Annotated in this window: 32 protein-coding genes; 28 read left to right on the top strand and 4 right to left on the bottom strand. The window is 62.6% G+C overall.

Translation table 11 applies throughout. The features are described from left to right. The first annotated feature begins 160 nt into the window (after positions 1-160). Positions 161-778 carry a hypothetical protein gene (locus tag M4J40_RS01425; protein ID WP_251751495.1) on the top strand — a complete coding sequence of 206 codons (618 nt, stop codon included), beginning with the start codon at positions 161-163 and terminating at the stop codon, positions 776-778. A gap of 16 nt (positions 779-794) precedes the next feature. Here the strand turns inward: M4J40_RS01425 and M4J40_RS01420 are convergent, their stop codons facing one another. Continuing rightward, a complete protein-coding gene (locus M4J40_RS01420; protein ID WP_251751493.1) occupies positions 795-1,499 on the bottom strand; it encodes an XRE family transcriptional regulator in 705 nt (234 codons plus the stop codon). Between the two features lie 410 nt (positions 1,500-1,909). Between M4J40_RS01420 and M4J40_RS01415 the strand changes: the two genes are divergently transcribed. From M4J40_RS01415 to M4J40_RS01385, 7 genes are all read left to right on the top strand, one after another. Then, on the top strand, positions 1,910-2,050 hold the full coding sequence (locus M4J40_RS01415) for a hypothetical protein (protein WP_251751492.1): 141 nt from the start codon (positions 1,910-1,912) through the stop codon (positions 2,048-2,050). Then, positions 2,047-2,340 carry a hypothetical protein gene (locus tag M4J40_RS01410; RefSeq protein WP_251751490.1) on the top strand — a complete coding sequence of 98 codons (294 nt, stop codon included), beginning with the start codon at positions 2,047-2,049 and terminating at the stop codon, positions 2,338-2,340. Before M4J40_RS01415 ends, M4J40_RS01410 begins: the two co-directional genes overlap by 4 nt. A 95-nt stretch (positions 2,341-2,435) precedes the next feature. Beyond that, complete coding sequence (locus tag M4J40_RS01405; protein WP_251751488.1) at positions 2,436-2,951, top strand: hypothetical protein; 516 nt, start codon at positions 2,436-2,438, stop codon at positions 2,949-2,951. Then, entirely contained in the window at positions 2,948-3,235 is a 288-nt protein-coding gene (locus M4J40_RS01400; protein WP_251751486.1) for a hypothetical protein, read from the top strand. Before M4J40_RS01405 ends, M4J40_RS01400 begins: the two co-directional genes overlap by 4 nt. After that, positions 3,235-5,073, top strand: a complete 1,839-nt coding sequence (locus tag M4J40_RS01395; protein ID WP_251751645.1) for an MT-A70 family methyltransferase — start codon at positions 3,235-3,237, stop codon at positions 5,071-5,073. Before M4J40_RS01400 ends, M4J40_RS01395 begins: the two co-directional genes overlap by 1 nt. Then, on the top strand, positions 5,070-5,510 hold the full coding sequence (locus tag M4J40_RS01390; protein ID WP_251751485.1) for an ASCH domain-containing protein: 441 nt from the start codon (positions 5,070-5,072) through the stop codon (positions 5,508-5,510). Before M4J40_RS01395 ends, M4J40_RS01390 begins: the two co-directional genes overlap by 4 nt. Then, positions 5,507-6,340 (top strand): DNA adenine methylase, encoded by an 834-nt coding sequence (locus M4J40_RS01385; protein ID WP_251751484.1) that lies wholly within the window; start codon positions 5,507-5,509, stop codon positions 6,338-6,340. Before M4J40_RS01390 ends, M4J40_RS01385 begins: the two co-directional genes overlap by 4 nt. A 23-nt stretch (positions 6,341-6,363) precedes the next feature. Here M4J40_RS01385 and M4J40_RS01380 read toward each other — a convergent pair whose 3' ends face one another. Further along, positions 6,364-6,759 (bottom strand): type II toxin-antitoxin system HicB family antitoxin, encoded by a 396-nt coding sequence (locus M4J40_RS01380; protein ID WP_251751483.1) that lies wholly within the window; start codon positions 6,757-6,759, stop codon positions 6,364-6,366. 42 nt (positions 6,760-6,801) lie between these two features. Beyond that, positions 6,802-7,026 carry a type II toxin-antitoxin system HicA family toxin gene (locus M4J40_RS01375; RefSeq protein WP_405030704.1) on the bottom strand — a complete coding sequence of 75 codons (225 nt, stop codon included), beginning with the start codon at positions 7,024-7,026 and terminating at the stop codon, positions 6,802-6,804. 285 nt (positions 7,027-7,311) lie between these two features. On the opposite strand from M4J40_RS01375, the gene M4J40_RS01370 reads away from it, so the two are divergent. The 15 genes from M4J40_RS01370 (at position 7,312) to M4J40_RS01300 (ending at position 18,452) form a co-directional block, all read left to right on the top strand. Continuing rightward, positions 7,312-7,620, top strand: coding sequence for a hypothetical protein (locus M4J40_RS01370; protein ID WP_251751482.1), 309 nt, complete (start codon positions 7,312-7,314; stop codon positions 7,618-7,620). Then, positions 7,617-8,783: a helix-turn-helix domain-containing protein gene (locus M4J40_RS01365; RefSeq protein ID WP_251751481.1), complete on the top strand. Its 1,167-nt coding sequence runs from the start codon at positions 7,617-7,619 to the stop codon at positions 8,781-8,783. The genes M4J40_RS01370 and M4J40_RS01365 overlap by 4 nt, the downstream gene beginning before the upstream one ends. Continuing rightward, on the top strand, positions 8,780-9,307 hold the full coding sequence (locus M4J40_RS01360) for a hypothetical protein (protein WP_251751480.1): 528 nt from the start codon (positions 8,780-8,782) through the stop codon (positions 9,305-9,307). The genes M4J40_RS01365 and M4J40_RS01360 overlap by 4 nt, the downstream gene beginning before the upstream one ends. Before the next feature lie 110 nt (positions 9,308-9,417). After that, the gene (locus M4J40_RS01355; protein ID WP_251751479.1) at positions 9,418-9,732 is read left to right on the top strand and encodes an HNH endonuclease; all 315 of its coding nucleotides are present in this window, start codon (positions 9,418-9,420) and stop codon (positions 9,730-9,732) included. Between the two features lie 77 nt (positions 9,733-9,809). Continuing rightward, on the top strand, positions 9,810-10,256 hold the full coding sequence (locus tag M4J40_RS01350; RefSeq protein ID WP_251751478.1) for a hypothetical protein: 447 nt from the start codon (positions 9,810-9,812) through the stop codon (positions 10,254-10,256). Next, positions 10,256-11,971 carry a terminase large subunit domain-containing protein gene (locus M4J40_RS01345; RefSeq protein WP_311134045.1) on the top strand — a complete coding sequence of 572 codons (1,716 nt, stop codon included), beginning with the start codon at positions 10,256-10,258 and terminating at the stop codon, positions 11,969-11,971. The genes M4J40_RS01350 and M4J40_RS01345 overlap by 1 nt, the downstream gene beginning before the upstream one ends. A gap of 1 nt (position 11,972) precedes the next feature. Then, positions 11,973-13,208 (top strand): phage portal protein, encoded by a 1,236-nt coding sequence (locus M4J40_RS01340; RefSeq protein WP_251751476.1) that lies wholly within the window; start codon positions 11,973-11,975, stop codon positions 13,206-13,208. Beyond that, positions 13,205-13,897, top strand: a complete 693-nt coding sequence (locus M4J40_RS01335; RefSeq protein WP_251751474.1) for an HK97 family phage prohead protease — start codon at positions 13,205-13,207, stop codon at positions 13,895-13,897. Before M4J40_RS01340 ends, M4J40_RS01335 begins: the two co-directional genes overlap by 4 nt. A gap of 19 nt (positions 13,898-13,916) precedes the next feature. Next, positions 13,917-15,242: a phage major capsid protein gene (locus tag M4J40_RS01330; protein ID WP_251751473.1), complete on the top strand. Its 1,326-nt coding sequence runs from the start codon at positions 13,917-13,919 to the stop codon at positions 15,240-15,242. Between the two features lie 52 nt (positions 15,243-15,294). After that, a complete protein-coding gene (locus M4J40_RS01325) occupies positions 15,295-15,441 on the top strand; it encodes a hypothetical protein (protein ID WP_251751471.1) in 147 nt (48 codons plus the stop codon). After that, positions 15,438-16,079, top strand: a complete 642-nt coding sequence (locus M4J40_RS01320; RefSeq protein ID WP_251751470.1) for a hypothetical protein — start codon at positions 15,438-15,440, stop codon at positions 16,077-16,079. Before M4J40_RS01325 ends, M4J40_RS01320 begins: the two co-directional genes overlap by 4 nt. A gap of 20 nt (positions 16,080-16,099) precedes the next feature. Beyond that, complete coding sequence (locus M4J40_RS01315; protein ID WP_251751467.1) at positions 16,100-16,417, top strand: hypothetical protein; 318 nt, start codon at positions 16,100-16,102, stop codon at positions 16,415-16,417. Then, positions 16,417-17,094 carry a hypothetical protein gene (locus M4J40_RS01310; protein WP_251751465.1) on the top strand — a complete coding sequence of 226 codons (678 nt, stop codon included), beginning with the start codon at positions 16,417-16,419 and terminating at the stop codon, positions 17,092-17,094. Before M4J40_RS01315 ends, M4J40_RS01310 begins: the two co-directional genes overlap by 1 nt. A gap of 3 nt (positions 17,095-17,097) precedes the next feature. Then, positions 17,098-17,511 carry a hypothetical protein gene (locus M4J40_RS01305; protein WP_251751463.1) on the top strand — a complete coding sequence of 138 codons (414 nt, stop codon included), beginning with the start codon at positions 17,098-17,100 and terminating at the stop codon, positions 17,509-17,511. 17 nt (positions 17,512-17,528) lie between these two features. Next, the gene (locus tag M4J40_RS01300) at positions 17,529-18,452 is read left to right on the top strand and encodes a phage tail tube protein (protein WP_251751461.1); all 924 of its coding nucleotides are present in this window, start codon (positions 17,529-17,531) and stop codon (positions 18,450-18,452) included. 3 nt (positions 18,453-18,455) lie between these two features. On the opposite strand, the gene M4J40_RS01295 is transcribed toward M4J40_RS01300, so the two are convergent. Next, positions 18,456-18,923 carry a hypothetical protein gene (locus M4J40_RS01295; protein WP_251751459.1) on the bottom strand — a complete coding sequence of 156 codons (468 nt, stop codon included), beginning with the start codon at positions 18,921-18,923 and terminating at the stop codon, positions 18,456-18,458. Between M4J40_RS01295 and M4J40_RS01290 the strand changes: the two genes are divergently transcribed. The 5 genes from M4J40_RS01290 (at position 18,922) to M4J40_RS01270 (ending at position 23,961) form a co-directional block, all read left to right on the top strand. Then, the gene (locus M4J40_RS01290) at positions 18,922-19,326 is read left to right on the top strand and encodes a hypothetical protein (protein WP_251751458.1); all 405 of its coding nucleotides are present in this window, start codon (positions 18,922-18,924) and stop codon (positions 19,324-19,326) included. The genes M4J40_RS01295 and M4J40_RS01290 overlap by 2 nt on opposite strands. A 119-nt stretch (positions 19,327-19,445) precedes the next feature. Then, positions 19,446-19,673 (top strand): hypothetical protein, encoded by a 228-nt coding sequence (locus M4J40_RS01285; RefSeq protein WP_251751456.1) that lies wholly within the window; start codon positions 19,446-19,448, stop codon positions 19,671-19,673. Between the two features lie 3 nt (positions 19,674-19,676). Continuing rightward, complete coding sequence (locus M4J40_RS01280; RefSeq protein WP_251751454.1) at positions 19,677-22,904, top strand: phage tail length tape measure family protein; 3,228 nt, start codon at positions 19,677-19,679, stop codon at positions 22,902-22,904. Next, complete coding sequence (locus tag M4J40_RS01275; protein ID WP_251751452.1) at positions 22,901-23,248, top strand: phage tail protein; 348 nt, start codon at positions 22,901-22,903, stop codon at positions 23,246-23,248. The genes M4J40_RS01280 and M4J40_RS01275 overlap by 4 nt, the downstream gene beginning before the upstream one ends. Further along, positions 23,245-23,961 carry a phage minor tail protein L gene (locus tag M4J40_RS01270; RefSeq protein ID WP_251751451.1) on the top strand — a complete coding sequence of 239 codons (717 nt, stop codon included), beginning with the start codon at positions 23,245-23,247 and terminating at the stop codon, positions 23,959-23,961. The genes M4J40_RS01275 and M4J40_RS01270 overlap by 4 nt, the downstream gene beginning before the upstream one ends. The last annotated feature ends 8 nt before the right edge of the window (positions 23,962-23,969 follow it).

Here is a 23,969-nt window from a genome sequence, read left to right as displayed (position 1 = left end):
CTGTCAATAGAAAGACGGTTTATGTACCGCTTTTGGACTCGGCTATTTCTGATAGTGTACGACAATGTCTGCACGGTCAGGATGGTTTTTCATACCTTCACTTGTCGTAGTTCTGGGTTCATGGGCTGGAACAAGTGTGGCAACGGCACGGGATGCCGCTATGGGCTGTGTGTCGATTCGCTCGGCCGTTGAACGGTTGGATTGTTTTGATGCCGCCTATTCCGATATCGGCACCAAAGAAGATCGGGCTGCTGTGGTTTGTTCCGAGGCTGTGCGGCAAAACTCGATCTCCCCAGCCACGTACAGGCACGTTCGCGGTTGGGTTTCGGGCGATATGGCATTTGTCGTGTTTGATGCTCAAAACATGTATGGCGCATTGCTGCGCCACAGTGCGTCCTGTCGCTTTGCGAAGTCCAGCGAAGGTTGGAGACTGGAATCCCCTACTGAGTTCGTGATCTCGGCTGTTTCGCTGGGCTCTATTCCTGTTGACCAGACGTCATTGCAGGAACCTCCTCGTCCGGAGTCCCCAAACCGAGAGTCCCCCAAGGTTATACTCCCTTCGCCTGGAGAGGTTCTGGAGCGCGACGTCGACCGTCAAAAGAAGTGTGTCTCTGCCCTGGATCTGATGGAGAGTGATGTTGCGGAGGCTAAAAAGTGGCCTAATCCAGATGGATCGACGACACTCTTCATTTATCCGGTTGCAGGCAAGGCGCCGTTCAAGTTGGGCGTCTGCGACTACACTTTCAGTGGACGTCTGACAGTGAGGGTAAATAAGTAAATACGCTATATTGCTATTATTTAGCTGGTATTAGGGCGCAAACGGCCCTGCCGACATAGAACATGTCGCCGCCGGGTTGCGCTACCGCCGGTATCGGCGCTCTGAATTCTGGCTCAGAAGATTCGGGCACCAGCCACAGACGTCCGGAGGCGTCCCTTTCTACAGTTTTGATGGTGTTCTCGACCAGTCCATCCGCTGAGCTGCGCTCAATATGATAGCGCGCGCCAGCTATTACTTCATCCGGGCGGTCGATGACCGTTTCAAAAACAATAATCGTCCCGGGTGGGTACACTAGGTTCATCGAAAGCCCTTCGACCACCGCGCCGTAGAGTGTCGACTTCAGCAAACCCTCCTGAGGTGGGATGGCGATTTCGCCGAGATGATCTGGTAAATCGGTCTTCTCAGCCCTCCAAACCCCTGCTTGCAGCTTCAATTTTACGTCGATGCGCCAGCTGGATTCGTGGCTTTCAGACTGGGAATCACCGCCAAACGACAGCCACGCCGGGGGGCAATCTAGCGCCTCGCAAAGCTTCACGATCGTGTCGAGCCTCGGAAGGTTCTTTGTGTCGTCCAGATCCTCGCGAAGGAAATTGCGGACACCTTCAGGCCCGAGGCCGGCGCGAATGCCGGCTTGTCGAGCGCTGATGTTCAGAGCTGCAAGGCGCTCTTTTACGCGCTCACGTATGCCCGTCTTCAGGGAGATGATCAGGCTTTTGTCCATGCGGTATTTAAACCTCTGTGGCTCGTGAGCAGTAGCGGTACATAGACCCTTGACTTGTGCGGTATATGCACCGCATGATCGCGCATCATGTGGGTCGATGATTTCATTTCACTCTGCGCAGACGCCTCGGCAGCGATGGGAATCCGTGAAGCAACGCTGTCAAAGCGCATGCTGAACGACGGCAAGCGGCTATCCGCGATCCGGCATGGCCGTGACATTGGGGCTCGCCGCCTACAGTCCGCCGTATCCTGGATGGCCGACAACTGGCCCGATGGCGCTTCGCGCTCTCCTCTTCTCCCGCCGGCATCCTCCCCCGGCGTGCCGGCCGATGTGTCATCGGCTGGCGCCCCCGCTGGCGCTTGTGACATCGCGCCAGCGGGCGGCGAGGGCGCGGGGATGGAGGCAGCCGAATGAGTTCCCGCTCGCGCCTTGTCTCCCTGTTTGTTCGGGCGGCGCTGATGCCGCTCGATCGCCCTGGCTTGGCGCTGGTCGTTTCACTCGGCATGGCGGTGTTCGCTGGCACTATAGTTGTCGCGGGGGCGCTGCGATGAAGCCACCTCTCACCATCGATCAGGGCGCCGCGTTGCTCTGGCTGCGGCAAGCCGGTGGCCGTGCGCAGTGCGACCGCGCCGGCACGGTGTCCGCGGGCCGCAAGGACTGCCCCATCACGTTTCCCGCCTTCGGCCATCTCGACCACGCGGGCCTCGTTCAAATGCGACTTCCGGCCGACATCCTCGAATGCCGCCTTCTGGTGCTGATCACCGAAGCGGGCGTCGCCCTTGAAATCGATCCTGCCGCCGAACGACGGCTCGACCAACTCATGAGGAGGTTTGACGACTGACACGGCGGAAACGCCCCAAGCTCTGACAACCTCGCCGGTCAATCCGGCTCGCCCACAACACAACATTTCATGCGGTTTCCCGCCACGGGAAACTATTGCCGTTTTTCCAAAAGCGGGAACGGAGGTCTTTCATGTCGCCTATCGATGACGCGCTCTCGCTGATCAAGGGAGCAACCAGAGATCTGGTCAAAGCTTGCGGCGGCCTGACGCGCTGCGAGCGCATATGCGGGTTCTCGGATTCGTCGATCAGCCGTTGGACGCTGTCTACCTATGGGGACGTGATCCCGATCATGGCGGCACTCGTCCTTGAGGCTGAATGCGGCGTGCCGTGGGTCACTTCGGCAATGGCTGAGGTCAACGGCCGGCGCCTTGGCGATGCGTCTGGAGGCGCAGCCGTCAGCGTGAGCCTTCAAAGGCTCCATGCCGAAGCCGATCTCGCCATGAGCGAAACAGGGCTGGAGGTGCAGAAGGCTTTTGAGGACGGGCGCGTAACTCCGTCGGAGGCCGAGGTGATGGACCGTAAGGCCGCGAAGACCGAGCAGAAAGTCCGGGAGTTCCGGCAAGGTCTTGCCGGCTTCAAGGTCAATGTGGTGGAAGGCGGCGGGCGATGACCGACCTGTTCCAGGCCGCCGCGATAGCTGCGCGCCCGGCGCCTCGGCCGGAAACCGGCTTTGCAGCGCTGAAACCCTCTGGCCGCTTCGAGAAGCACGGCAAAGCGGCGCTGTTCGTCCATTGGTGTGCGCGGTGCGGAGATCTGGAAGCTCCGTTCGGTTTCCTCTGTTCTCTCGGCGCCGCGATGGATTCCGGCGACGCAAGCCGGGCCGGGATCTGGCTTTGTGCCGAATGCCGCGATGTGGTGCTCGCCGAAGAGGACGCGGCGGGGAGGGCGGATTGATGCTCAAACCGCATCCCTTCGCCGATATCTTCCCGATGCTCGATGCCGCCGATTCCGACGCGCTGCGCGCCGATATCGCCGCCCATGGCCTGCGGGAAAAGGTTGTGCTGTTGCATGACGAAATCCTCGACGGCCGCAATCGGTATCGCGGGCTTGTCGAAATCGCCAAGCTCGGGCTGTCCTACAAAGGCGAGCCTTTCACGGTGGCGGACCTAGAACAGGGTGAGTTCTTCACTTGGTTTGTCGGTACCGAGGCCGAAGCCCTCGAATTCGTCCTGTCCAAAAACCTGCATCGGCGCCACCTCAATGAGTCCCAAAGGGCGATGGTGGCGGCCAATCTGGCGGGCCTGAGACCGGGGCGACAAGAAGCGGACAAACCCGCAAATTTGCGGAATTACCGGCAGGCCGAGGCGGCCGAACGGCTGCACGTTTCCGAGCGCTCGGTGCAGGACGCGCGCGTTGTCCGGGAAAAGGGCATCGACGACATCAACGCCGCCGTGCAAAGCGGCGATCTCGCCGTGTCGGCCGCTGCGCAACTGGCTCGCCTGCCGGTGGATGAGCAAGTGCGGCTGATGCGCGAGCATGCCGACCCCAAGGCGCTATCGAAGGTCGCCAAGGATCTCCGCGCCGACAAGCAACGGGAGAAGGCGGAGAGGCGAACCGAACGCGAGCACGCGTTGGGCGGCAAGCAACGCGCGCTGCCAGACAAAAAGTACGGCGTCATCCTGACGGATTTCGAATGGAAGTATGTCGTCTATGGCGAGGCGACAGGCCGCGATCGCTCGCCAGACAATCATTACCCATGCTCGGATATGGAAGCGCTCAGGGCGCGCGACGTGGGTGCTCTCGCCGCCGACGATTGCATGTATTTTGGATGGGTGCCGGCGCCGTTTCTGAAGCTCGCCATTGAGCTGATGGAGCACCACGGGTTCCAGTATGTCACGCACCTCATCTGGATTAAGGAACGGCCGGGCGACGCCAGAGGGACCGCCTATTGGTTCTCTGGCGAACATGAAGTCGTTTTGGTCGGCAAGCGCGGGAATCCGCCGGCACCAACGCCGGGCACACAGTTCCCGAGCTATTTCGTGGCCCCCGTTGGCGAGCACTCGGCCAAACCAGACCGCGTTCATGAAATCGCGGAAGCCTACTTCCCGAACCTTCCCAAGATCGAACTCAACGCCCGTCGCCGCCGGCCGGGCTGGGATGCTTGGGGCAACGAGGCGGATGGAGGCGATGTTGCGCTCGAAACACCATATCAGGACGTCACCCCCAAGGTTGTCGCTCTGGCCGCTCCCCCGATTGACCGAGAGGCTGGGCTTCTTCGCGATAGGGGGGATTCACCTCCGGCAGATCATCGGGGCGAAGGTGTGCCCGTTTCTGGTGTCGATCCGGGTTCGTCGGCGGGCGCGTCTGGCGATACGGTTCCGTCTACTCGACGAGTGCGCCTCGCTAAAGCATCGTCGGCGCCTTGCTGTGCTGAAAAGGTTGGAAATCCCGCTCGTTCGTCAGTGGCGATAGAAGCTGCCTCACCCGATGCCCGGTTGGTTGCGGTGATTGGCGATGCGGTCGCCTTTGCCCTCAACGTCGGCGCGACTTTACAGATGGGCGACAGCCGCTTTCATTCGCCTGATGAGCGGTTGATCCGCCGGCATGCGATCCGCATCGCCGTAGATGATTTCAAGATCTCCTGCCCACGCCTTGCGGCCGTTCTTGGAGGGACCAAGCAGGCGGCGGCACAACTGCGCTTGGCTGCAATAGGTGAGGTCCAGGCTGATGCGGAGCTTGCGGCGCAACTTGCCGAGGTGGCCGAAAAAGTGGCGGGGAGGGCCCGGTCATGACCGAGCTGCCTGCTCTGTCCATCCGCCAGCCTTGGCCGTGGGTGATGATCAACGCTGGCAAGGACATCGAAAACCGCAACTGGTGGACCAAGTTTCGCGGGCGTTTTTTCATCCATGCCAGCGCGAAACGATCTTGGGCCGACTATGGCGCCTGCATGGATCTGCTAGACCGGATAGCGCCGCTCAATGAAGTCAGCCACCTCGGCATGGCGTCGCTTCTCAGCCGCAAAGCCTCCGCGCTCCGTTCTGATGACGCGCAGTTGGGCGGCATCGTCGGCATTGCCGAGATCGTCGATTGCGTCGAGCAGTCCGATAGCCCGTGGTTCTTCGGCCGATACGGCTTCGTGCTGCGCAACGCCTGCCCACTCCCCTTCCATCCCTGCAAGGGCCGCCTTGGCTTTTTCAAGGTCCAGTACCCCTATGAGGTGGCGGCATGAACACGCCGACCCGCCCGGTTCTCCGTTGGCATGGCGGCAAGTGGCGCCTCGCCCCTTGGATCATTAGCCATTTCCCGCCGCATAAGGTCTATGTCGAGCCATACGGTGGCGCGGCAAGTGTGCTGCTGCAGAAGCAGCCGGCCACCACGGAGGTATGGAACGATCTAGACGATAGCGTCGTTTCGCTCTTCCGTGTTCTCCGAGAGCAGCCGAAAGAACTCGGCGATCTTCTCCGCCTCACGCCTTTTGCTCGGGTTGAATACTCTACGCTGTATGAGCCGACAGACGATCCGCTAGAGCGTGCCCGCCGTTTCATTGCTCGTTCTTTCATGGGGCAATCGAGCAAGGGTGCGCTTCGAAAATCCGGCTTCGATACACGCATCAACCCGGATGGGTTTGCTAGCCGCATTCGGTGCCTACGTGCGCTCCCTGAAGAGTTGCCGCTGATTGCACAGCGCTTCGGCGGCGTGATTATAGAGCAGCGTCCGGCATTGGAGGTTCTGAAACTTTACGATCGCCGGGATGTTTTGTTCTACGTCGACCCTCCTTACCTGTCGGATCGCGAGAAACACTACAATCATGAAATGACGTGCGATGATCATTCGGCGCTGCTCGAGGCGCTATGTGGTCTCGCCGGGAAAGTAGTTTTGTCGGGATACCCTCACCCGGCTTATGATAGGGCGCTTTCTGACTGGCGTCGTCTTGAACTCGCTGCGTTTACGGACGGTGCCCGGCCGCGAACGGAAGTGCTGTGGCTCAATCCCGCCTGTTGTAAAGCTCTCGACGACGAACGTGAGCAGTTTGAAATGTTCGCGGGGGCGGCGGAATGAGTGCGTCCCGCCGCCCTGTGATCTCAGACGCTAGCGCGCACCTTCTCAAGGGCCGCGTTGGCGAGGAAAGCACTACGGGTCATTCCCCGTGCGCTTGCCGCCGCGTCGATCGCCGCCAACGTGCCGCGCTCCAGCGTCACATTGACGCGCACTGTTGCCGCCTCGTTGGGCAGGTACGGGATGCGGATCAAGATACCTCCGCGCCCTCGTGCCTCGATGACGTCCGGATCGACCATCAACGCTTCGGCCTCGGAGGCGTACGGGGGTTCCGTCCCCTCCAGGTGCTCCCTCAGTGCGCTGATGGCCTTCTCCGTTGCCTCATCGGCTGTTTCGCCGGCCGTGACGCAGCCGGGAACGTCGGGAAACCACACGCCCCAGAGCGTGTCCGGTTCCTTTTCCAAGATGCCGTAATAGACCATTCCTCGGTCTCCATTGCCTCTGTCGCAGATGAGCGGGGCGGCTTACCGCCACCCCGCCTGTTTCTCGATGCTTCTCACCGTCCCTATCGGGAGGTCGCCGCGTCCCTTCGGGACTGTGACTCTTTTTCCGGGTTTGTCTGGGTGGGTGAAGATCGTGTGGTCGCCCTCTCGCTCTATCACCCAGCCCTCCGAAAAGAGCCTGCGGCGTATGTCTTGGATGCTTCGTTCTATCTGCGACCTCCGTTGTTGATGTGTATGTTTATACACACAATGCGCCGAGGCGTCAATAATAATGTGTATGTGAATACACACTCAATCCAACTATTCCGCCATCAGAAAGGGGCACGGCATGACCGATCTCCATTGCAGGCCGGCGTTCCGGCTGACCAATCTTCGCTCGGCGCTATGGAGCATGCTCGGTTTGCCACCGGGTACTACGGACGGCGAAATTATCGCTGCCGTGCGGGATCACCTGCCCGTGCGGTCGCAAGCCCCGGCCGTTCCGCGTGCCCCGCACCCCTTCATCCTGGCAGTGATAGACGAGGATGCGCCATGACCGCGAATGCGCCTGCCACGCGGGCTAAGCCGACGATTGACGATCAGGCGGCGGCCATTCGGCAACTGATCGATGCCGAGGCAAACCGAATTGAGAACAAGGTGTCTCGCGGACTGATGCGACCGGATACGGCGCAATGGCGTCTCGACGTGCTCGGCGCTGCCTATGCAACGATATCCCTTGTCCGTCGTTACAAGGCACCGTTTCGCAACCTCATAGAAGCGGAGCGGGCATTCGAGCGCGAACGCGCGGCGGAACTCGAAGCCGTGAATGGCGCAGATGATGCGGGGAGGCAAGCCGCATGAGCGGGCCGCGATATTCGATCATCCCGCGCGGCGCCGCATTCGACGAGCGGCTTCAAGGGCGGGATCTCCAGGTGCTCTGTGTGCTGGGCTCCCACACTGATGACGGAGGATGGGCAATCCGCAGCCAAGTGAAAATTGCCGCCCAGATCAAATGCGCGCGCTCGACGGTGCAGGCTTCCATGAAGCGGCTCGTCGATGCGGGCTACGTCGAGATTCACTACAATCAACGGCGCGATGGCGGCGATGCCTCCAGCTGGTATCGCGTTCGTCTCGACATGCAGGCCACGCCGGAAGCCGAAGTGGAACTTTACGTCGATGCCGGCGCTTGTGAACCGGCATCCGACGCGTCGGGAAGTGATGAGGATACCCCCTGCCGACAGGTCGGCACCCCTGCCGGTATGCCGGCACCCCTGCCGACCCATGAGCCGGCAGGGGTGCCGATCCATGGGGCGGCACCATTAACGAGAGTCTTAACGGGAGATTCAACGATTCCCCCCAAAGCCCCCCGAGGGGCGAGAGAGACGCGCGCGAACGAAGATGACGAGGAAGGCTTCGAACGGTTTGTTGAGGCGTGGAGAGGTGCGGACGAGAAACAGCGCTTCGACAAAATCGGTGGAGCACGCGCTGCCTGGAAACGGCTAACGGCTGACGAAAGGCGGATAGCCGGCGATCTCGACACCATTCGGGCAGTTGTCGCCGGTCAACGGCGAAGCGGACGGCAAAAGCTCATGGGGCCGGCGACGTATCTCAACGAAAAGCACTGGACGCAGGTCCCGAAGGTTGAGGCTGGCGGTGTGTTGCCTGTCCCCATGGGCGCCTTCAAGCGGCATTGGTGGTGCCGGTTCTACGAGTTCGCCCGGTATGGAAGCCGGCACCCCAACGCCGCGAAAGCCAAGTTTATGGCAAAGATGGCGGAGGAAAAAGGGATCGGCGTCTCCGTGCCTCTGGGCGAGTTGCAGCGATGGGAAGCGGCCTCCGCCGGATACGTTTACGTGCTCGTCGCTTCTCCCGAGTTCGTGGCGTGGCGGGAGTGGTTTGCCGATCGTGGCTTCAGGCTTCCTCGGCCGTCGACGGTAGACCGGATCTGGATGCCATCGGCGAGGCCTCCTGATGAGGCGGCAGTCGGGCAGTCTCAGGAAATGCAGCGCGAGGGCGGGCGATGACTTCTAATGCAAGAGTTGAAATATCTGTCGCAAGTCCTTGGTTTACCGATAAAACGGATAGAGTGTTCGTTCGTGCTTCGGAGACTGTCCGTCGTCTGGCGGCCAAGTCCCCGGAACGCGGCGGTCTTTCCCGTCTTGCCGTGGTGGCATCGGGATATGTCGTCTCCTTGGTCGAGGCAGCAAGCGCGAGTGGGGCAACGGCCATCGATTACCGTGTGATCAAGGTCGATACCTCTACCAAGTCCTTTGACGGCCCGGCCGATTCGATCCTTGGTGCGAAGACTGAGCTTGCGATGATCGCGGCCTACGTTGGTCAACCCGATTGGTCGATCCTCATGGCGGTGTGTGTCGAAGGGCTAACAGTCGAAGAGGCCGCAAGGGGGTGGCATACCGCTAAAGTCTTGAATGGAAAGGCTGATGCTAAGACTAGAGAGGCTGTCGGTCGCCGTCTTCGTGACGCGCTGGAGGCGATTGGCGATCGGTTTATCCCCAAAGCCCTGAGGCCAAAGACGGGTTCGTCTTGACTTCCAGCGGGAAGCTGAGCAGTTTTCGGCACATTGAAGAATTCCGCCTCGGGGCGGCTAAGCCGGATTGGTCCTCACCAGTCCGGCTTTTCATTTGGAACACACCCAACATGGCTAAGCTCACGAGGCTGACGGGCATTGCCCCTCGGCTCAACACGTCATCGGCGAAGATCCCGCTGAAGACGGCCGACGCCTACTATCACACGTCCGCATGGCGAGACCTTCGCGAGCAGTGCCTTGTCCGTGATGGCTTCGTCTGCCAGCTCGCTTTGCCGGGCTGCACCCACACGGCCACCATCGCCGACCACATCGTCAGCCGCCACAACGGCGGCGCCGATGACCTGTCAAACCTCCGAGCCGTCTGCCGTAGCTGCGACAACCGCCTGAAGGAGAACCACCTCGGCGAGCGGCGCGGTCGGAGCTGACAGGGGGGGGCGGGTCGAACTCTGAGGGGCCTCTACCCTCCCAACCGGCATAGGTCTCACGCGGAGGTTTTTTTTCGATGGCAGTGGATTTTGACCTCCTTGGCGACCCGATCCCCGAGGGGTTCGGCAAGCGCGGGCGGCCGGTCCATACGCCGACCGCCGAAAAGCGCAGACTTGTCATACAGTTAATGGCTTTTGACTGGTCGGTCGAGCAGATCTCGGCGGCGCTTTCGATCACGCCTCCGACTTTGCGTAAACATTATTTTCGGGAGCTGAAGTCGAGAGCTGAAGCCCGCTTCCGGGTCGAAGCCAAGCTTCTGACGAAGTTGATGGAGGAAGCCGAAGGCGGAAACGTCTCGGCGATCGATAAATACTTCAAGCGCTTCGAGAAGCATGACGCTCGTGTGCCGAAGTCCGCACAGGGCAAGGCACCGAAGGCAAAGCCACTCGGCAAAAAGGAAGAGGCTGACCGTCTCGCCAAGACTGCGCACGAAAATTCGAGTTGGGGGCAACTGGTAAACTGATGCTGTGGGATTTCTCGTGTCCGGATTGGGAGACAAGGCTTCGGCTTGGTCGTTCGCTAGTGCCGGATCTGCCTCTTGATCATGACGAGGCGGAACGGGCGATCTCGGTATTCAACAAGCTTCGGTTGCCCGATGTGATCGATACGCCGGCTATGGCGGAGGCGGCGGGCGATTGGTTCCGCGATATCGTCGGTGCAATTTTCGGTTCGCTGGATGAAGCCGGCTTCAGGCACGTTCGTGATGTTTTCACGTTGGTGCCCAAGAAGAACAGCAAGACCACGGGCGGCGCCGGCATCATGATGACGGCCTTGATCCTCAACAAGCGTCCGCGAGCCGAGTTCATCCTGGTTGGGCCGACGCAGGAGGTCGCCGATACGGCCTTTCAACAGGCTTCAGGCATGATCGACGCCGATCCGGAAGGCTACTTGCAGGCGAGGTTCAAGGCCAAGGAACACAATAAGACGATCGTCGACCTGGTCAACCACTCGGTACTCAAGATCAAGACGTTCGATATGAAGGTGATGACTGGCGCCAAGCCGGTCGCGGTGCTGCTTGATGAAATCCATCTGATGTCGGCGATGTCGTTCGCTTCGCGTGTCATCGGGCAGATACGCGGCGGCATCGCAACGCGTCCTGAGGGCTTCTTCCTGATAATCACCACGCAGTCGGACGAGCCGCCGGCAGGCGCATTCAAGGCCGAACTGAACCATGCCCGCAATGTCCGGGACGGCAAGGTTAAAGGCGAAGCGGCGCAAGTCCTGCCGGTACTCTACGAGTTCCCCGAGGCGATCCAGCGCGATCGGAAAAAGCCATGGCTCAACCCAGAACTGTGGCACATGGTGACGCCGAACCTCGGCCGTTCGATCACGTTGGATGTGCTTCGTACCGATTGCGCGACCGCCAAGGAGAAGGGCGAAGAGGAGTTGCGACGCTGGGCTTCGCAGCACCTCAACATCGAAATCGGTATCGCGCTTCGAGCCGATCGCTGGGCCGGCGCCGACTTCTGGGAAGCGAAGGTTCAGTCGCTCACCCTGGATGAGATAATCGAACGCTCGTCCGTTCTCACCCTCGGCATAGACGGCGGCGGTCTCGACGACCTTCTTTCAGCCGGCGTTGTGGGGCGCGACAGGGTTGACCCGCGCATATGGTACTCGTGGGGCCATTCGTGGGCGCATACCTCAGTGTTGGAGCGCCGCAAAAGCGAGGCGGAGAAGTTCCGCGACTTCGAGGCGGCTGGAGAGCTGACGATCGTCGAGGAGTTGGGGCGGGATCTGGACGAGTTGGTCGAGCTCGCCGAACGGCTAGACCATACAGGTAAACTGGCCATGGTCGGTCTCGATCCGGCCGGCGTAGGCGCCATCGTCGATGCACTGGGGGAAAAGGGGATTTCCACCTCGGCCGAGACGGACTCAACCGATGAAGCACGCGTCGTTGGTGTCAGTCAGGGTTACCAGCTTCAGGGCGCGGTGAAGACGACCGAACGCAAGCTTGCTGATGGCACTCTCATTCCGGCAAATCAGGGACTCATGACCTACGCCGTGGGCAACGCCAAAACCGAGGTTCGCGGGAATGCTCTGATCGTGACCAAGCAGGCGGCCGGGACGGCGAAGATCGATCCGTTGATGGCGGTCTATGACGCCGTCGCGCTGATGTCCAAGAACCCGCAGGCGGCCGGCGGCAGCCTCGACGACTATCTCAACTCTCTGGCGGCCTGACATGAACCTTCTTCGCAAGACCATGACGCTGCTCGGAAGGGCGGCGGGCCGACCGCTGTCTCTGGAAGACCCCGAGCACTGGCGCAATCGGGGCGCGGACGGCTATGCCGGCGAGCCGGTCAACGAGTCGAGCGTGCTGGCGATCTCGGCGGCCTTCGCCTGCGTCAACCTTCTGGCCGGCACCATCGCCTCGCTGCCGTTGATGGTCTATCGGCCTTCCGGCGGCGGTCGGGATGTTGCAAGCGATCACCCGCTCTATCGGCTGATCCACGACAGCCCGAACTATGACCAGACCTCGCTCGAATTCTGGGAGTTTGCCTGCGCGGCGATCGAGCTACGCGGCAACTTCCATGCGAGGATCGAGCGAAGCGGCGCCAAGATCATCGCCTTGACGCCGATCTATGCGCCCGTGGCGCCGCGTCGCGAGCGGGACGGCTCGATCTGGTACCGCTGGAGCGAAGACGGCCACAGCTACAACATGAGCGACCGCGACGTCTTCCACGTGCGCGGTTTCGGCGGAACCCCGCTCGGTGGCCTCTCGACGCTGTCGGTCGGCCGTAACGCCTTCAGCCTGGCTTCGGCGATCGATCGGGCGGCCGGGACCACGTTCCGGAATGGAATGCGTCCTTCCGGCGTGATCGCCTTCGACAAGTTCCTGACCAAGGAACAACGGGAGATCGCCGAGACCAGACTGACCGAGAAGTACGTCGGCGCCATGAACGCCGGCCGGCCGCTGATCCTCGAAGGCGGTTGGAAGTGGGCCTCGCTGTCGATCAGCCCCGATGACGCGCAAATGCTGGAGTCGCGCGGCTTCTCGGTCGAGGAGGTTTGCCGCTTCTTCGGCGTGCCGCCGCACATGATCGGCCACACGTCGAAATCGACGAGTTGGGGCACCGGCCTTGAACAACAGTCGATCGGCTTTCAGCGCTATGCGCTTCGGCGGCGCCTCAAGCGGATCGAACAGGCGATCGGCAAGCAACTGCTCACGCAGGAAGACCGGACGCGCGGCATCGTCGTTGAGTTCAACCTGGAGGGCCTTCTTCGGGGCGACAGCGCGGCGCGCTCAAGCTTCTACGCCTCGGCTCTCAACAACGGCTGGATGACCATCAACGAGGTCCGCGCCCTGGAGAACCTTCCGCCGGTTCCGGGCGGCGACGTGCCTCGCATGCAGATGCAGAACGTGCCGATCACCGACGCCGGAAAGCAACAGCCCGCCTCATTGGAGAAGATGCCATGAAGACCGCCATAGCGGAGTTCGAGACAAAGTCGAGCGCCATTCCACTGGAGCTGAAGGCGGTCGGCGATGACGGTGTGATCGAGGGCTACGGCTCGGTGTTCGGTGCCGTCGACAGCTATGGCGAGGTGGTGCAGCCCGGCGCCTTTGTCGACTCCCTGGTCGAAGCGCGCCGGAAGGGGCGCAAGATCAAGATGCTCTACCAGCACGATCCGCGCCGTCCGATCGGCCTTTGGGAAGATCTCGCCGAGGACAACAAGGGGCTCTACTGCAAGGGGCGCTTGCTCAAGGACAAGGTGACCGACGCCAAGGAAGCTTACGAGCTTGTCAAAGCGGGCGTGCTCGACGGCTTGTCAATCGGCTATCGGACGATCGAGGCGGCACCGCACCCCGACAAACAGAACGTTCTGATGCTGAAGAAGCTCGACCTCTTCGAGATCAGCATCGTGACCTTCCAGGCCTGCGAGCCGGCGAAGATCCAATCGGTGAAGGCGGCGGCGCTGCCTCTCATCCAAAAGCTGATGGCCGGGGACCGGCTGTCGTTGCGCGAATGGGAAGCCCTTCTGAAGGCGGGGCCTTTCGGCCTTTCCAATTCACAGGCTGAGCGCGCCGTGCGCGTCAACCTGAAGCACGGTCAGGGGGATCCTGACACCACGGCACTGGCGTTCCTGGAAGCCCTCCGGACGCACTGACCCCTCAGGAGAAACTTACATGCATGCCCTCTCCAAGACTGCCGGCGCCGTCGGCGGCATCGCTACCATTATGTCGATGACCAACGCTCTTCGCGGTCCCCGAATCTGCCTCGCGCCTCCGGGCGAGGGTGGTGAAGGTGGCGGCACGAAATCGGTGTCCGACCTCGCCGCCGAGATCAAGGCCGACCATCAGAAGGCCATCGACAAGGTCAAGGAGATTGCCGAGAAGGCGCTTCATGAGTCCAAGAGTGCCGGTGGCGTTTCTGAAAAGGTCAAGGAGACCGTCGACGAAGCCCTTGTGAAGATGAACGCCCTCGGCGAGCAGGTGTCCACGCTCGAACAGAAGCTCGCCCGCAATCCTGGCGGCGACGGGCACGAGGTGAAGTCGCTCGGCGAGCAGTTCGTCGAGAGTGAGGAATACAAGTCGTTCGTCGCCAACAGCCCCCGTTCCGGCAAGGCGTCGCTGCGGGTCAAGGCGGATATCACTACCTCGGACACAAACGCGGCTGGTTCGGTCGGCGGCGCCATCGCGCCAAACCGTCTGCCTGGCATCATCGAACAGCCGCGCCGACGTCTCACCGTGCGCAATCTGCTTTCGCCGGGCCGTACCGATGGCCCGCTGATCGAGTATGTGCAGGAGGTCGGCTTCACTAACAACGCCGCACCTGCCGCCGAAGGCGCCAAGAAGCCGCAGTCGGACATTCAGCTCATCGACAAGCAGACCTCGACCAAGGTTATTGCCCACTTCATGAAGGCGTCCAAGCAGGCGCTTTCGGACGTCTCGCAGCTTCGGTCGCTCATCGACTCGCGTCTTCTCTATGGCCTCGGCCTTGAGGAGGAAAACCAGTTGCTCAACGGCGACGGTGCCGGCCAGAACCTTCACGGTATCATTCCTCAGGCAACGGCTTTCACCCCCCCGGTCACCGTCGCCGGTATGACGTCGATCGACATGCTTCGCCTCGCGATGCTTCAGGCTGTACTCGCCGAGTATCCTGCGACTGGTCACATACTGAACCCGAGCGATTGGGCTGTGATCGAGACGCTGAAGGACGCACAGGGGCGCTACATCATCGGCAATCCGCAGGGCACGACGTCGCCGACGCTGTGGAACCTGCCGGTAGTGACCACGCAGGCGATCGCACAGGACAAGTTCCTGACGGGCGCCTTCCAGATGGGTGCGCAGGTGTTCGATCAGTGGTCGGCGGCGATCGAGGCCGGCTTCGAAAACGACGATTTCACCAGGAACAAGATCACGATCCTCGCCGAGGAACGTCTCGCGCTCGCGATGTATCGCCCCGAGGCATTCATCTATGGCGACTTCGGCCGCGTCGCCGAGGGCGGTTGACCCTTAACGACCGAGGGGCTTCGGCCTCTCGGTCAGCCTTCTGGGGGATGTCATGACTGATCAGCGCCCGACCAAGCCAAGCCCTGAGACCTTGCCGACGCGGCTACGCCCGCATGAGGGCAAGGCGGCACAGGATCTCCGCAACAAGGCCCTGCCGCCGCTCGACAATCGCGCCGCGCTCGTGAAGGACACCAAATGAGCCGTCCGACTGCTCGGTTCGCCCCGGAAAGGCTGGCGCCGCTGCCGGCGTTGCCGGTAACCCTCTCGGAAGCCAAGGCCTATTGCCGGAGCGAAGATGCCGACGACGCGATTGTCGCAGGGTTGATCAGCGCGGCCGTCGAGCCGCTTGATGGCCCCGCCGGCACTCTCGGCCGTTGCCTGATGCCGCAGACATGGCGACAGCCGTTCGCCGGCTTTCGTGACCGCCTGCCTTTGCCGGTTCCGGTGAATACGGTTTCTGAGGTGGCCTATCTCGACGCAGACGGGGCGATGAAAACTATCGATCCGGCCTGCTATCAGTTGGTTGACCCGGCCGGCTTGCCGTATGTCGCCCGCGCCAAGGGCTTCGCTTGGCCGGCTACCATCGAAGCCGACCGGGCCGCCGTGTTCGTCACATTCTCGGCGGGCTACGAGACGTTTCCGAACCCGATCAAGCAAGCGATCCTCCTCGATGTGCGCCGCGCCTATGGCGCCCTCAAAGCCGGCGCCGATCTCAAGAAAGAGGTTGTAGAAGGCGTGGGCTCGCAGGAATGGGATGTCTCCAACTCACTCGACGGCAAGATTGCCGACATCATCTCGCGCATGCTGGCGCCCTATTCGCGGCTTGGCTTGCTATGACACCCTCCGCTGCTCGCGCGATGTACCGTAGCCAGTTGGTTCCGGGCGAGACCGTCTCGCTCGTTCGTGGCTTCGGCTCGCCGAATGCCCGTCAGGTCGATGGCCTGCCGGGGCGTATGCTCAAGGCGGGCGAGCTGCTCGTGGCCGGCCTGATGCAGGGCGAGCGGGTGCTGTTGCTCCTCGCCGAGGATGTTGCCGCGTCCGACCTGGTTGCGCCTCAGGTCAACGACCGGGTGCTCTGGAACGGTAGGGCGCTTGCCGTGAAGTTCGTCGACGACGCCAAGCGGCGCGTTGCCGGCGAGCTGATCGCCTATGAGCTCTACCTGGCCGGCGCCTGATGGTCCGCACCCGTATCGACGCGCTTGATCGCGACGTGTCGCTGATCATCGACGAGGAGCTGTCACCGGAAGCGCAGTCGCGGCACGTGGCGGCCATGGCCCGGCAGCTTCGCGACGAGGCGGCGGCGACAAACCGCGCCCTGACCGGACAAGAGCCGACGTGGACAACCACCGTCGACGGCCGGGCCGGCGCCACTGAAGAGACCGTCAAGGTTCCCGGCCGCATCGACTATGACTTCGACGCCGGTTCGGATGTCGTCGCCTACGTCGTCGGACTGATCGCCAAGACCGCGCCGAAGCGGAGCGGGCGCTATGCGAAGTCACTGGCGGTCTACGCCGATGGCGTCGAAGTGGAGAGGGTTGGCGGCACCCTCGACGCCGAAGAAATCATCGTCGTGTCGACGGTGGCCTACGCCCGCAAGATCGAGCGCGGGCGGAAGGGATACGCGCCCGGCGGCGTCTTCGAGGGCGTCGCCGCCATGGCGATGAGCCGCTACGGCAACATGGCCTCGATCAAGTTCACCTTCGCGTCGCCGCTCGGCGGCGGCACGCATCTTGAGGCCTGGGCCTCGAAGACCAAGCAAACGCGCAAGCGGTTCCAGGGTGGCGGCAAGGCGGAAGCCGGCCGCATCGCCTGGAACCGGCGCAATCCTGCAATTCTGATCCGGATGAGGTGAAGCATGGCGTCCGCGCCTGTCATGGCTGCCGTGGGGGATCGCCTCACGGCAAGCTGGTCTCACACGCCTATCCGCCGGCCGAACGACGGCACCGGCACGCCTCCGGCGGACGGCTCGGCAATCCTCGATCTTGAGTTCCCGGTGGGCGACGAGGAGCAAGCCTCGATCGGCTCGCCGGGCGCCGACATCTGGCGCGAGAGCGGCGCCGCCCGCTTCATCCTCTGGCTTCCGGTCGGCGCCGGTGTCGACGGCTGGGATATCCGCCTCGACGATCTCCGGCGAGCGTTTCGCGGCAAGCAACTCGGCGAGGTCCGCATGCGCGCGGCAACCCCGCCCATTCCGTTCGGCCCGGACGACTCCGGCGCCTTCAGCCTCTTCAGCTTCTCGATTGCCTACGAGTTCGACCTCGTCGGCTGATATGGAAAGGACAGGTCATGGCCTTCGCAGACGGCAGCGCGCTCCGCTTTGCCTACTTGGCGGAACCCAGCTTCGGTGAGCTGGCAACCCCACCCGCCTTCAAACTGCTCCGGATCACCAGTTCCGGGCTCAAAACGGTCAAGTCAACCGTCGAGTCCGACGAGATCCGGGCCGATGGCAACATCACCGACCTGATGCTCGGCGGCTATGACGTCTCCGGCGACGTCGGCGGTGAACTCTCCTATGGCGCCTGGGATGACCTCTTCGCCGCCGCCTTCAAGAACGACTGGACCGGCGACGTTCTGGCGAACGCCATGCTGACCAAGTCGCTCCTGTTCGAGGAGATGCTGGAAGCGGGCGAGAACGACCTCTTCAGCCGCTTCAACGGCTGCATGGTCAACAAGCTGTCGTTCTCGATCCAGCCCAAGAAGCCGATCACCATGACGGCGTCGATCATGGGGCGGTCGGAGGTCACCGGCACCGCGGAACTTGCCGATGCGACCTATGCGCCGGCACCGACCAAGAGCGTGATGGCCGCGCCGCGCGGCGTTGCCTCGCTGGCCGTCGCCGGCAGTACCTTCCGCGTCCGCAGCATGACGCTCGACATCAACAACAACCTCAGAACACGCGAGTCGATCGACGATCTCTATTCGGCGGAGTTCGGCAAGGGTTCGGTCCAGGTCACCGGCTCGATCGAGGCCTACTTCGAGAGCAACGAGGTCTATCAGCGGGCGCTCGACCACGAGAGCGCCGCCATCACCGCTGTTCTCGGCCGCGTCGCTGGCGAGAAATACAAGATCGAGATCCCCAAGGCCGTTCTCGGCGACGTCTCCAAGGGCGAGCGGCGCAAGAACACCGACGTCATGATGACCTTGCCGTTCCAGGGCGTGCTCGATCCGGCAACCGCTTGTTCGATCCGGATGACCCGCGCCGTCCTGTGACGACTAGCCCGAGCAGGTGAGCGGCGTCCCCTTCGCTACGATCTCTTGCCACTTGGGCCCAAGTTCTTCGCGGGCAGAGAAGGACTCGGAATACTCGGGGTCGCCCTTATCCACCATCTGCACAATCAGGCTGTCCTCGATGATCCGATAGTCGCTGCTTGCGGCCTTGAAGAAGAAGCGATCACCACCGCGCTTGATGACTTCGACAGCCGCCACACGGTTTGCAACCTTGGCTGCCCCGGCTTGTCCGCATGCGGGGGCGGCCATCGTTGACACGCTGAACGACGTCCTCGTTAGCGGCTGAATCTTTGTCGATGCACAGCCAGAAACAACCACGCCGGCCACAACCGCCAAAGCCAGATAAGCACCCTTCATCTTCGCCCCCAACTCAATCTCGCGTCTCACACGCATACCAACTTGCAGGCTAAGAAAACTCAACCTGCGGATAGCACAAGCATGAGGAATAGCCATGAAGCTTTCTAAACTCAAGCGCGACCATCGCCTCGCCCTCGGCGCCTGGGTCGACGATCTCCCCGGCCTGCCGGATATGCGGCTGAAGGTCGAAGCCATTGACGGCTTTACCGCACAGAAGGCACAGGCGCGCGCCATGCGTGATCTGCCGCTCGGTCGCCGGGTGGGCACGCTCACACCCGAGGACGCCCACGCGGTTGAGACCGAACTCCTCGCCGAAGTGCTGCATGATTGGGTTGGTATCGAAGATGACGATGGCGCACCCATTCCCTTCACCGCATCCAAGGCGCGCGAACTGCTCACCGATCCCGACTTTGAGATATTCCGGTCGGCCGTGCGCATGGCGGCGACCGTCGTGAAAGAGAACGGCCGTCTCGATGCGGAGACCGCAGCGGGAAACTGACCGCCGCGCTCGCCTGGCAACTGGAATGGGGCGGGCGCGAAGACTTTCTCGCCGATCTCGCTGAAGACCGGCGAGAGGCTGGAGAGGCGCCGCCGAAAGCGCTCGTCGACCGGCCCGACTTGTCGCCGGGCCTTCATCTCTACTTCGACGCATTCGCGGACCTCGACAAGGATCGGCCGATCGGCCTTGGCGGGATCGGCGCCATTCCCTTCACCTCCATCGACGCATATGCCCGGCGCCTCGGAATCGACGCGCCGGACGATTTCCGCATGTTCATGCAGCTTATTCAGCACATGGACGCCGTGCTCATCGACGACTTCAGACGGCGTCGCCCCCCGGAGAAATGAACGATGGTCGCTCTCTCGCAGGTGCGGCGCCTCACGGTAGAGGCTCGCTCGGATGGTGCGGACAAGGTCACACGCGACCTAATGGGCATCGCTGACGGGCAGCGCGCCGTTGCGGAGACCGGGGCACAGATGGTGTCGAGCGAGGACAAGGTCGCTCGCTCGACGCTGTCGATGGATCGCCAGCTTCAGCGCCTTCAGGGGCGCATCGACCCGCTGTTTCGCGCAACGCGCGAGCTAGATTCCAGTATGCGCCTCCTTGACCGGGCGCTCGCACAGGGCTCGATCACAGAGGCCGAGCACGCCCGCACCCTTGGCCTTGTGCAGGCACAATATGAGCGCACGGCGGCGGCGGCGAAGACGCGCGCCATCATGGAGACCAACGCGCGGAAAGCAGTGGCCCCCGTCGCCGCGACGATGCCGATTGCGGTGACACCGTCCTTCCAGACCGCCAACATGGCAGCTCAGTTTCAGGACACAGTCGTTAGCGCCTTCAACGGCATGCCGGCAATGACCATCGGCCTTCAGCAGGGCATGCAGATGGCGTCCATCGTCTCGACGATGGAAAGACCTCTGATGGGTGTTGGCGCCGCCCTGGCGGCGCTTGTGTCGCCGGTCTCGTTGGTCACGATCGGCCTGACTGCCGCCGCTGCCGCTGCGCTCCAATACTTCTCGACGTGGAACGCCAGCGCCGACACCCTTGAGGATGACCTCAAGACACAGGCCGACCTTGTGTCCGAGATAGCCAAGCGGTTCAAGGGTGCCGGCGAGGCGGCGCAAGAGTATGCACGGGACTCGGCGAACGTCCTTACCTATCGCGGCGGGGCCAACGAAAAGGATCTCCAAAATAACCTCCGGGAGCAGGCTGAAGATCTCGACGCGAAACTGCGGTGGGCGGTAGACATCTTCTCGCGCGGTCCCTCAGGTGAGCATGCGCTGCGCACCACGTTTGACCGATTTGTGGAGTCGATACGGGCAGGCTCCCCGGCGGTACTTCAGTTTCGCGACGATCTCACCGCGCTCAAGACGTCGGGCATTCATGATATCGACGCCATAATCAAGAAATGGCTCGAAAACACGGATGCGATGGCCGACGCACAGGCGGCCCTCAACCGCATCCGCAATACGACCTGGATGGCTGACCCTGCGATGGGGGCGATTGCCGACCGTTGGCGCGGTCGCGAGAACGACCGTTACGCTCTGGGGGCGAACACGGAAGCCGTTGGCATGCCGGCGCCGCCTCCGATGCTACCGCAGCCCGACCCCCGGCGATCGGTCGACTTCGGCGCCGACGAGTTCATCGCGGCAACCAAGGCGGTGGCCGATGCGCAGCGGGCGTTGAACAACGTCGGGCTTACCGGCCTGCCGGCGACGCTTGCTCAGATCAGCGCCCGATATGACGAGATGTCGAAGAAGGCTGGTGTCACCGCCGACACCCTGACGCTGCTCCGTCAGGCACAGGAGTTGGAGAGCGAGGCAGCAATCCGCGCGGCAACCATCCAGCCGCTTCAGGATGCGAAGATGCGCAGCGACGCACAAGCAAGGGCGCTCGCCGTCCAGTCCGCATCCTTCGGCCAAAGCGCCGAGACGGTCGGCTATCTCAATGAAAAGCTGGCGCTCTATAACCAGTATATTGCGCAGGGTGTCGAGATCACACCGCGCCTGTCTGCCGCGATCGAGGCGCAATCGCGCGCGGCCGGGCAGAATGCGGCGATGCAGGATCGCATGAACAAGGCACAGGCTGACGCCATCAACCGCATGGATGGCTTCCGTTCGGCGACAAAGTCGGCTCTCGGCAGTCTGCTCGATGGCGACTGGTCGAGCGCACTGAACAGCTTCCGGGACTTCTTCCTTGATCAGTTCACCTCGCAGCTCACCCAAGGCCTGCTCGGTCGACAGGGCGAGGCGGGCGGCGGTGCCTTCGGCAACGCTCTGATGGGATTGTTCGGCGGCGGTGCAACGCGAGGCGCCTCGGCGAGTAACCCGGTCTATGTCTCCTTCGGGGATGGCGGGCTCTCCGCTCTGCTCGGCGGGACAGCAAAGGCGAATGGTCTTCTGCCGGCGCCCATGTCGGCGGCGAACTCGAATGCCCTCGGCATCATCGGCGGCACCGACGCTCTCTCGATCTATCGCAAGGCGCTCGCGGAGATCGAGAGCAGCGGGAACTATGGCGCGCTCGGCCCTCTGACCAAGAGCGGCGACCGGGCCTATGGCGCCTATCAGGTGATGGGCGCCAACATCCCGAGCTGGACCAAGGCGACGTTCGGCTCCTCGATGACGCCGCAACAGTTCCTCGGCAACCCTCAGGCACAGGACGCCGTCTTCAACCGCTACTTCGGCTCCTACCTGTCGAAGTTCGGCAATGCCAACGACGCGGCGTCGATGTGGTTCACCGGCCGGCCGCTGGCCTCTGGCGCCGGGCTTGCCGACATCACCGGCACCACCGGCAGCGTCTACGTCGACCGCTTCAATCAGGCGCTCGGCCGGGCGACGAGCGGTCTGGAAGGGTTTGCTTCCAAGGCGACCAACAACGGCAATCAGCTCGGGCAAGGCGGGAACTATCCTGCCAGCCTGCCGCTCACCTCGGCGCAAGCAGCCATGATGCCGGCCGGCGTGTCGCCCTATGGCGCCGGCTGGGCGAACCAACAGCTATCGGGGCTGTCGGGCGTGTTCGAGCAGTTGACCGGCGGACTCGGTAGCCTCGTCGACAGCTTCCTTCCGGGCTTCGGCAACGTTCTTTCGATGTTGCTCAACGGCCTCGGCAGCGGCGGCGGTTCCGGCTTGCTCGGGCTCTTCGGCGGGTTGTTCGGCGGCGGTTGGGGGCTGTCCGGTCAGGCTGCCGCCTTCGGCCTCTACGCGGATGGCGGCGTTCCTCCCGGCGGGCTCTCCGCCTACCGGAACACCATCGTCAATCGCCCGACGCTGTTTGCCTTTGCCAACGGCGGCGGCCTCATGGGTGAGGCAGGAGGGGACGGCGAAGGCATCCTCCCGCTGAAGCGCAACGGGCGCGGACAGCTCGGCGTTTACGCGATGATGGGGCCTTCGGATGGTAATGGCCCTTCGGTGAGTCTCTCGATCGGCGACGTGCACGTGACTGTTCCCGAGGGCACCGATCCGCAGAACGCGGCTCAAGTCGGCAGTGCGGTACGACAAGAGCTGATGAAGATCGTTGACCAGCGGATAGCCGATCAATCGCGCTCCGGCGGGCTGCTCTCTCGGAGTGCGTTCAAGTGATCGAGACATTCGCCCCGCCAACGGCGCCATCCCCCGGCACATCCAAGAACGTCGAGATGAAGGTCGCGGAGTCGACCTTCGGGGAAGGATACACCCAGCGCTCGGGCGACGGCCTCAATCCCGAACAGCGGAAGTTCGTGGCCGAATGGAAAACGCTGGACATCGCCGAAGCCGATGCGATCGAGGGCTTCTTCGCCCGACATCTCGGCTACAAAGCCTTCCTGTGGCAGGGGCCGCGCGATGGCGTCTTGCGCCGCTACCGCTGCAAGAAGTGGTCGCGCGACAACGTCTCTGCGCTGGTCGACAGCATCCGCGCCGAGATTGAACTGGTGAATGACCTATGACGGTGCCGGCACTTGTTGCAACGACGGCGCAAAGCCTCGAGGCGGATCAGATCGTGCATCTGTTCGAACTCGATCTGGCGCTCATCGGCGGGCCGGTCTACCGCTTCACCTCATCGGTCCTGGAGGATCAGCCTGTCTCGTTCGGTGGCGAGGTTTACTCGCCGACGCCGGTTGAGGCGTCGGGCTTCGAGATGACGTCGCAAGGCACGTTGCCTCGGCCGACGATCAAGGTCGCCAACGTCGCCGGCATCTTCTCGGCCGCCATCAACGAGTTCGGCGACCTCGTCGGCTGCGTCATCCGGCGGATACGCACCTTCCGGCGCTTCCTCGACGGCGAGGCCGATGCCGATCCCGATGCTCACTTCCCGATCGACGTGTTCCGGATCGAGCAGAAGACCAACCAGAACCGCGTCTATGTCGAGTGGACGCTCGCGGCGGCCTTCGACCAGGAAGGGCGCATGTTGCCCGGCCGGCAGGTCCTACAAAGCGCCTGTCCGCTGATCTATCGGCGATGGACCGGGACGGGCTTCGACTACTCGGCGGCGACGTGCCCCTACAACGGCGAGGCGTGCTTCGATGCGACCGGCGCCGCGACAACGCCGGCCAAGGATCGATGCAGCAAGCGGCTCAAGTCGGGGTGTATCAGGCGGTACGGGAGCAAGCCGCTGCCGTTTGGAGGGTTCCCGGGAGTCGGGCGGGGCTCCTCCACCTAAGAAGGATC

It is taken from the genome of Pleomorphomonas sp. JP5 (genome assembly GCF_023721815.1).
Lineage (GTDB): Bacteria > Pseudomonadota > Alphaproteobacteria > Rhizobiales > Pleomorphomonadaceae > Pleomorphomonas.
The sequence above is the reverse complement of the archived record's forward strand: the minus strand, read 5'-3'. Positions and strand labels throughout refer to the sequence as shown.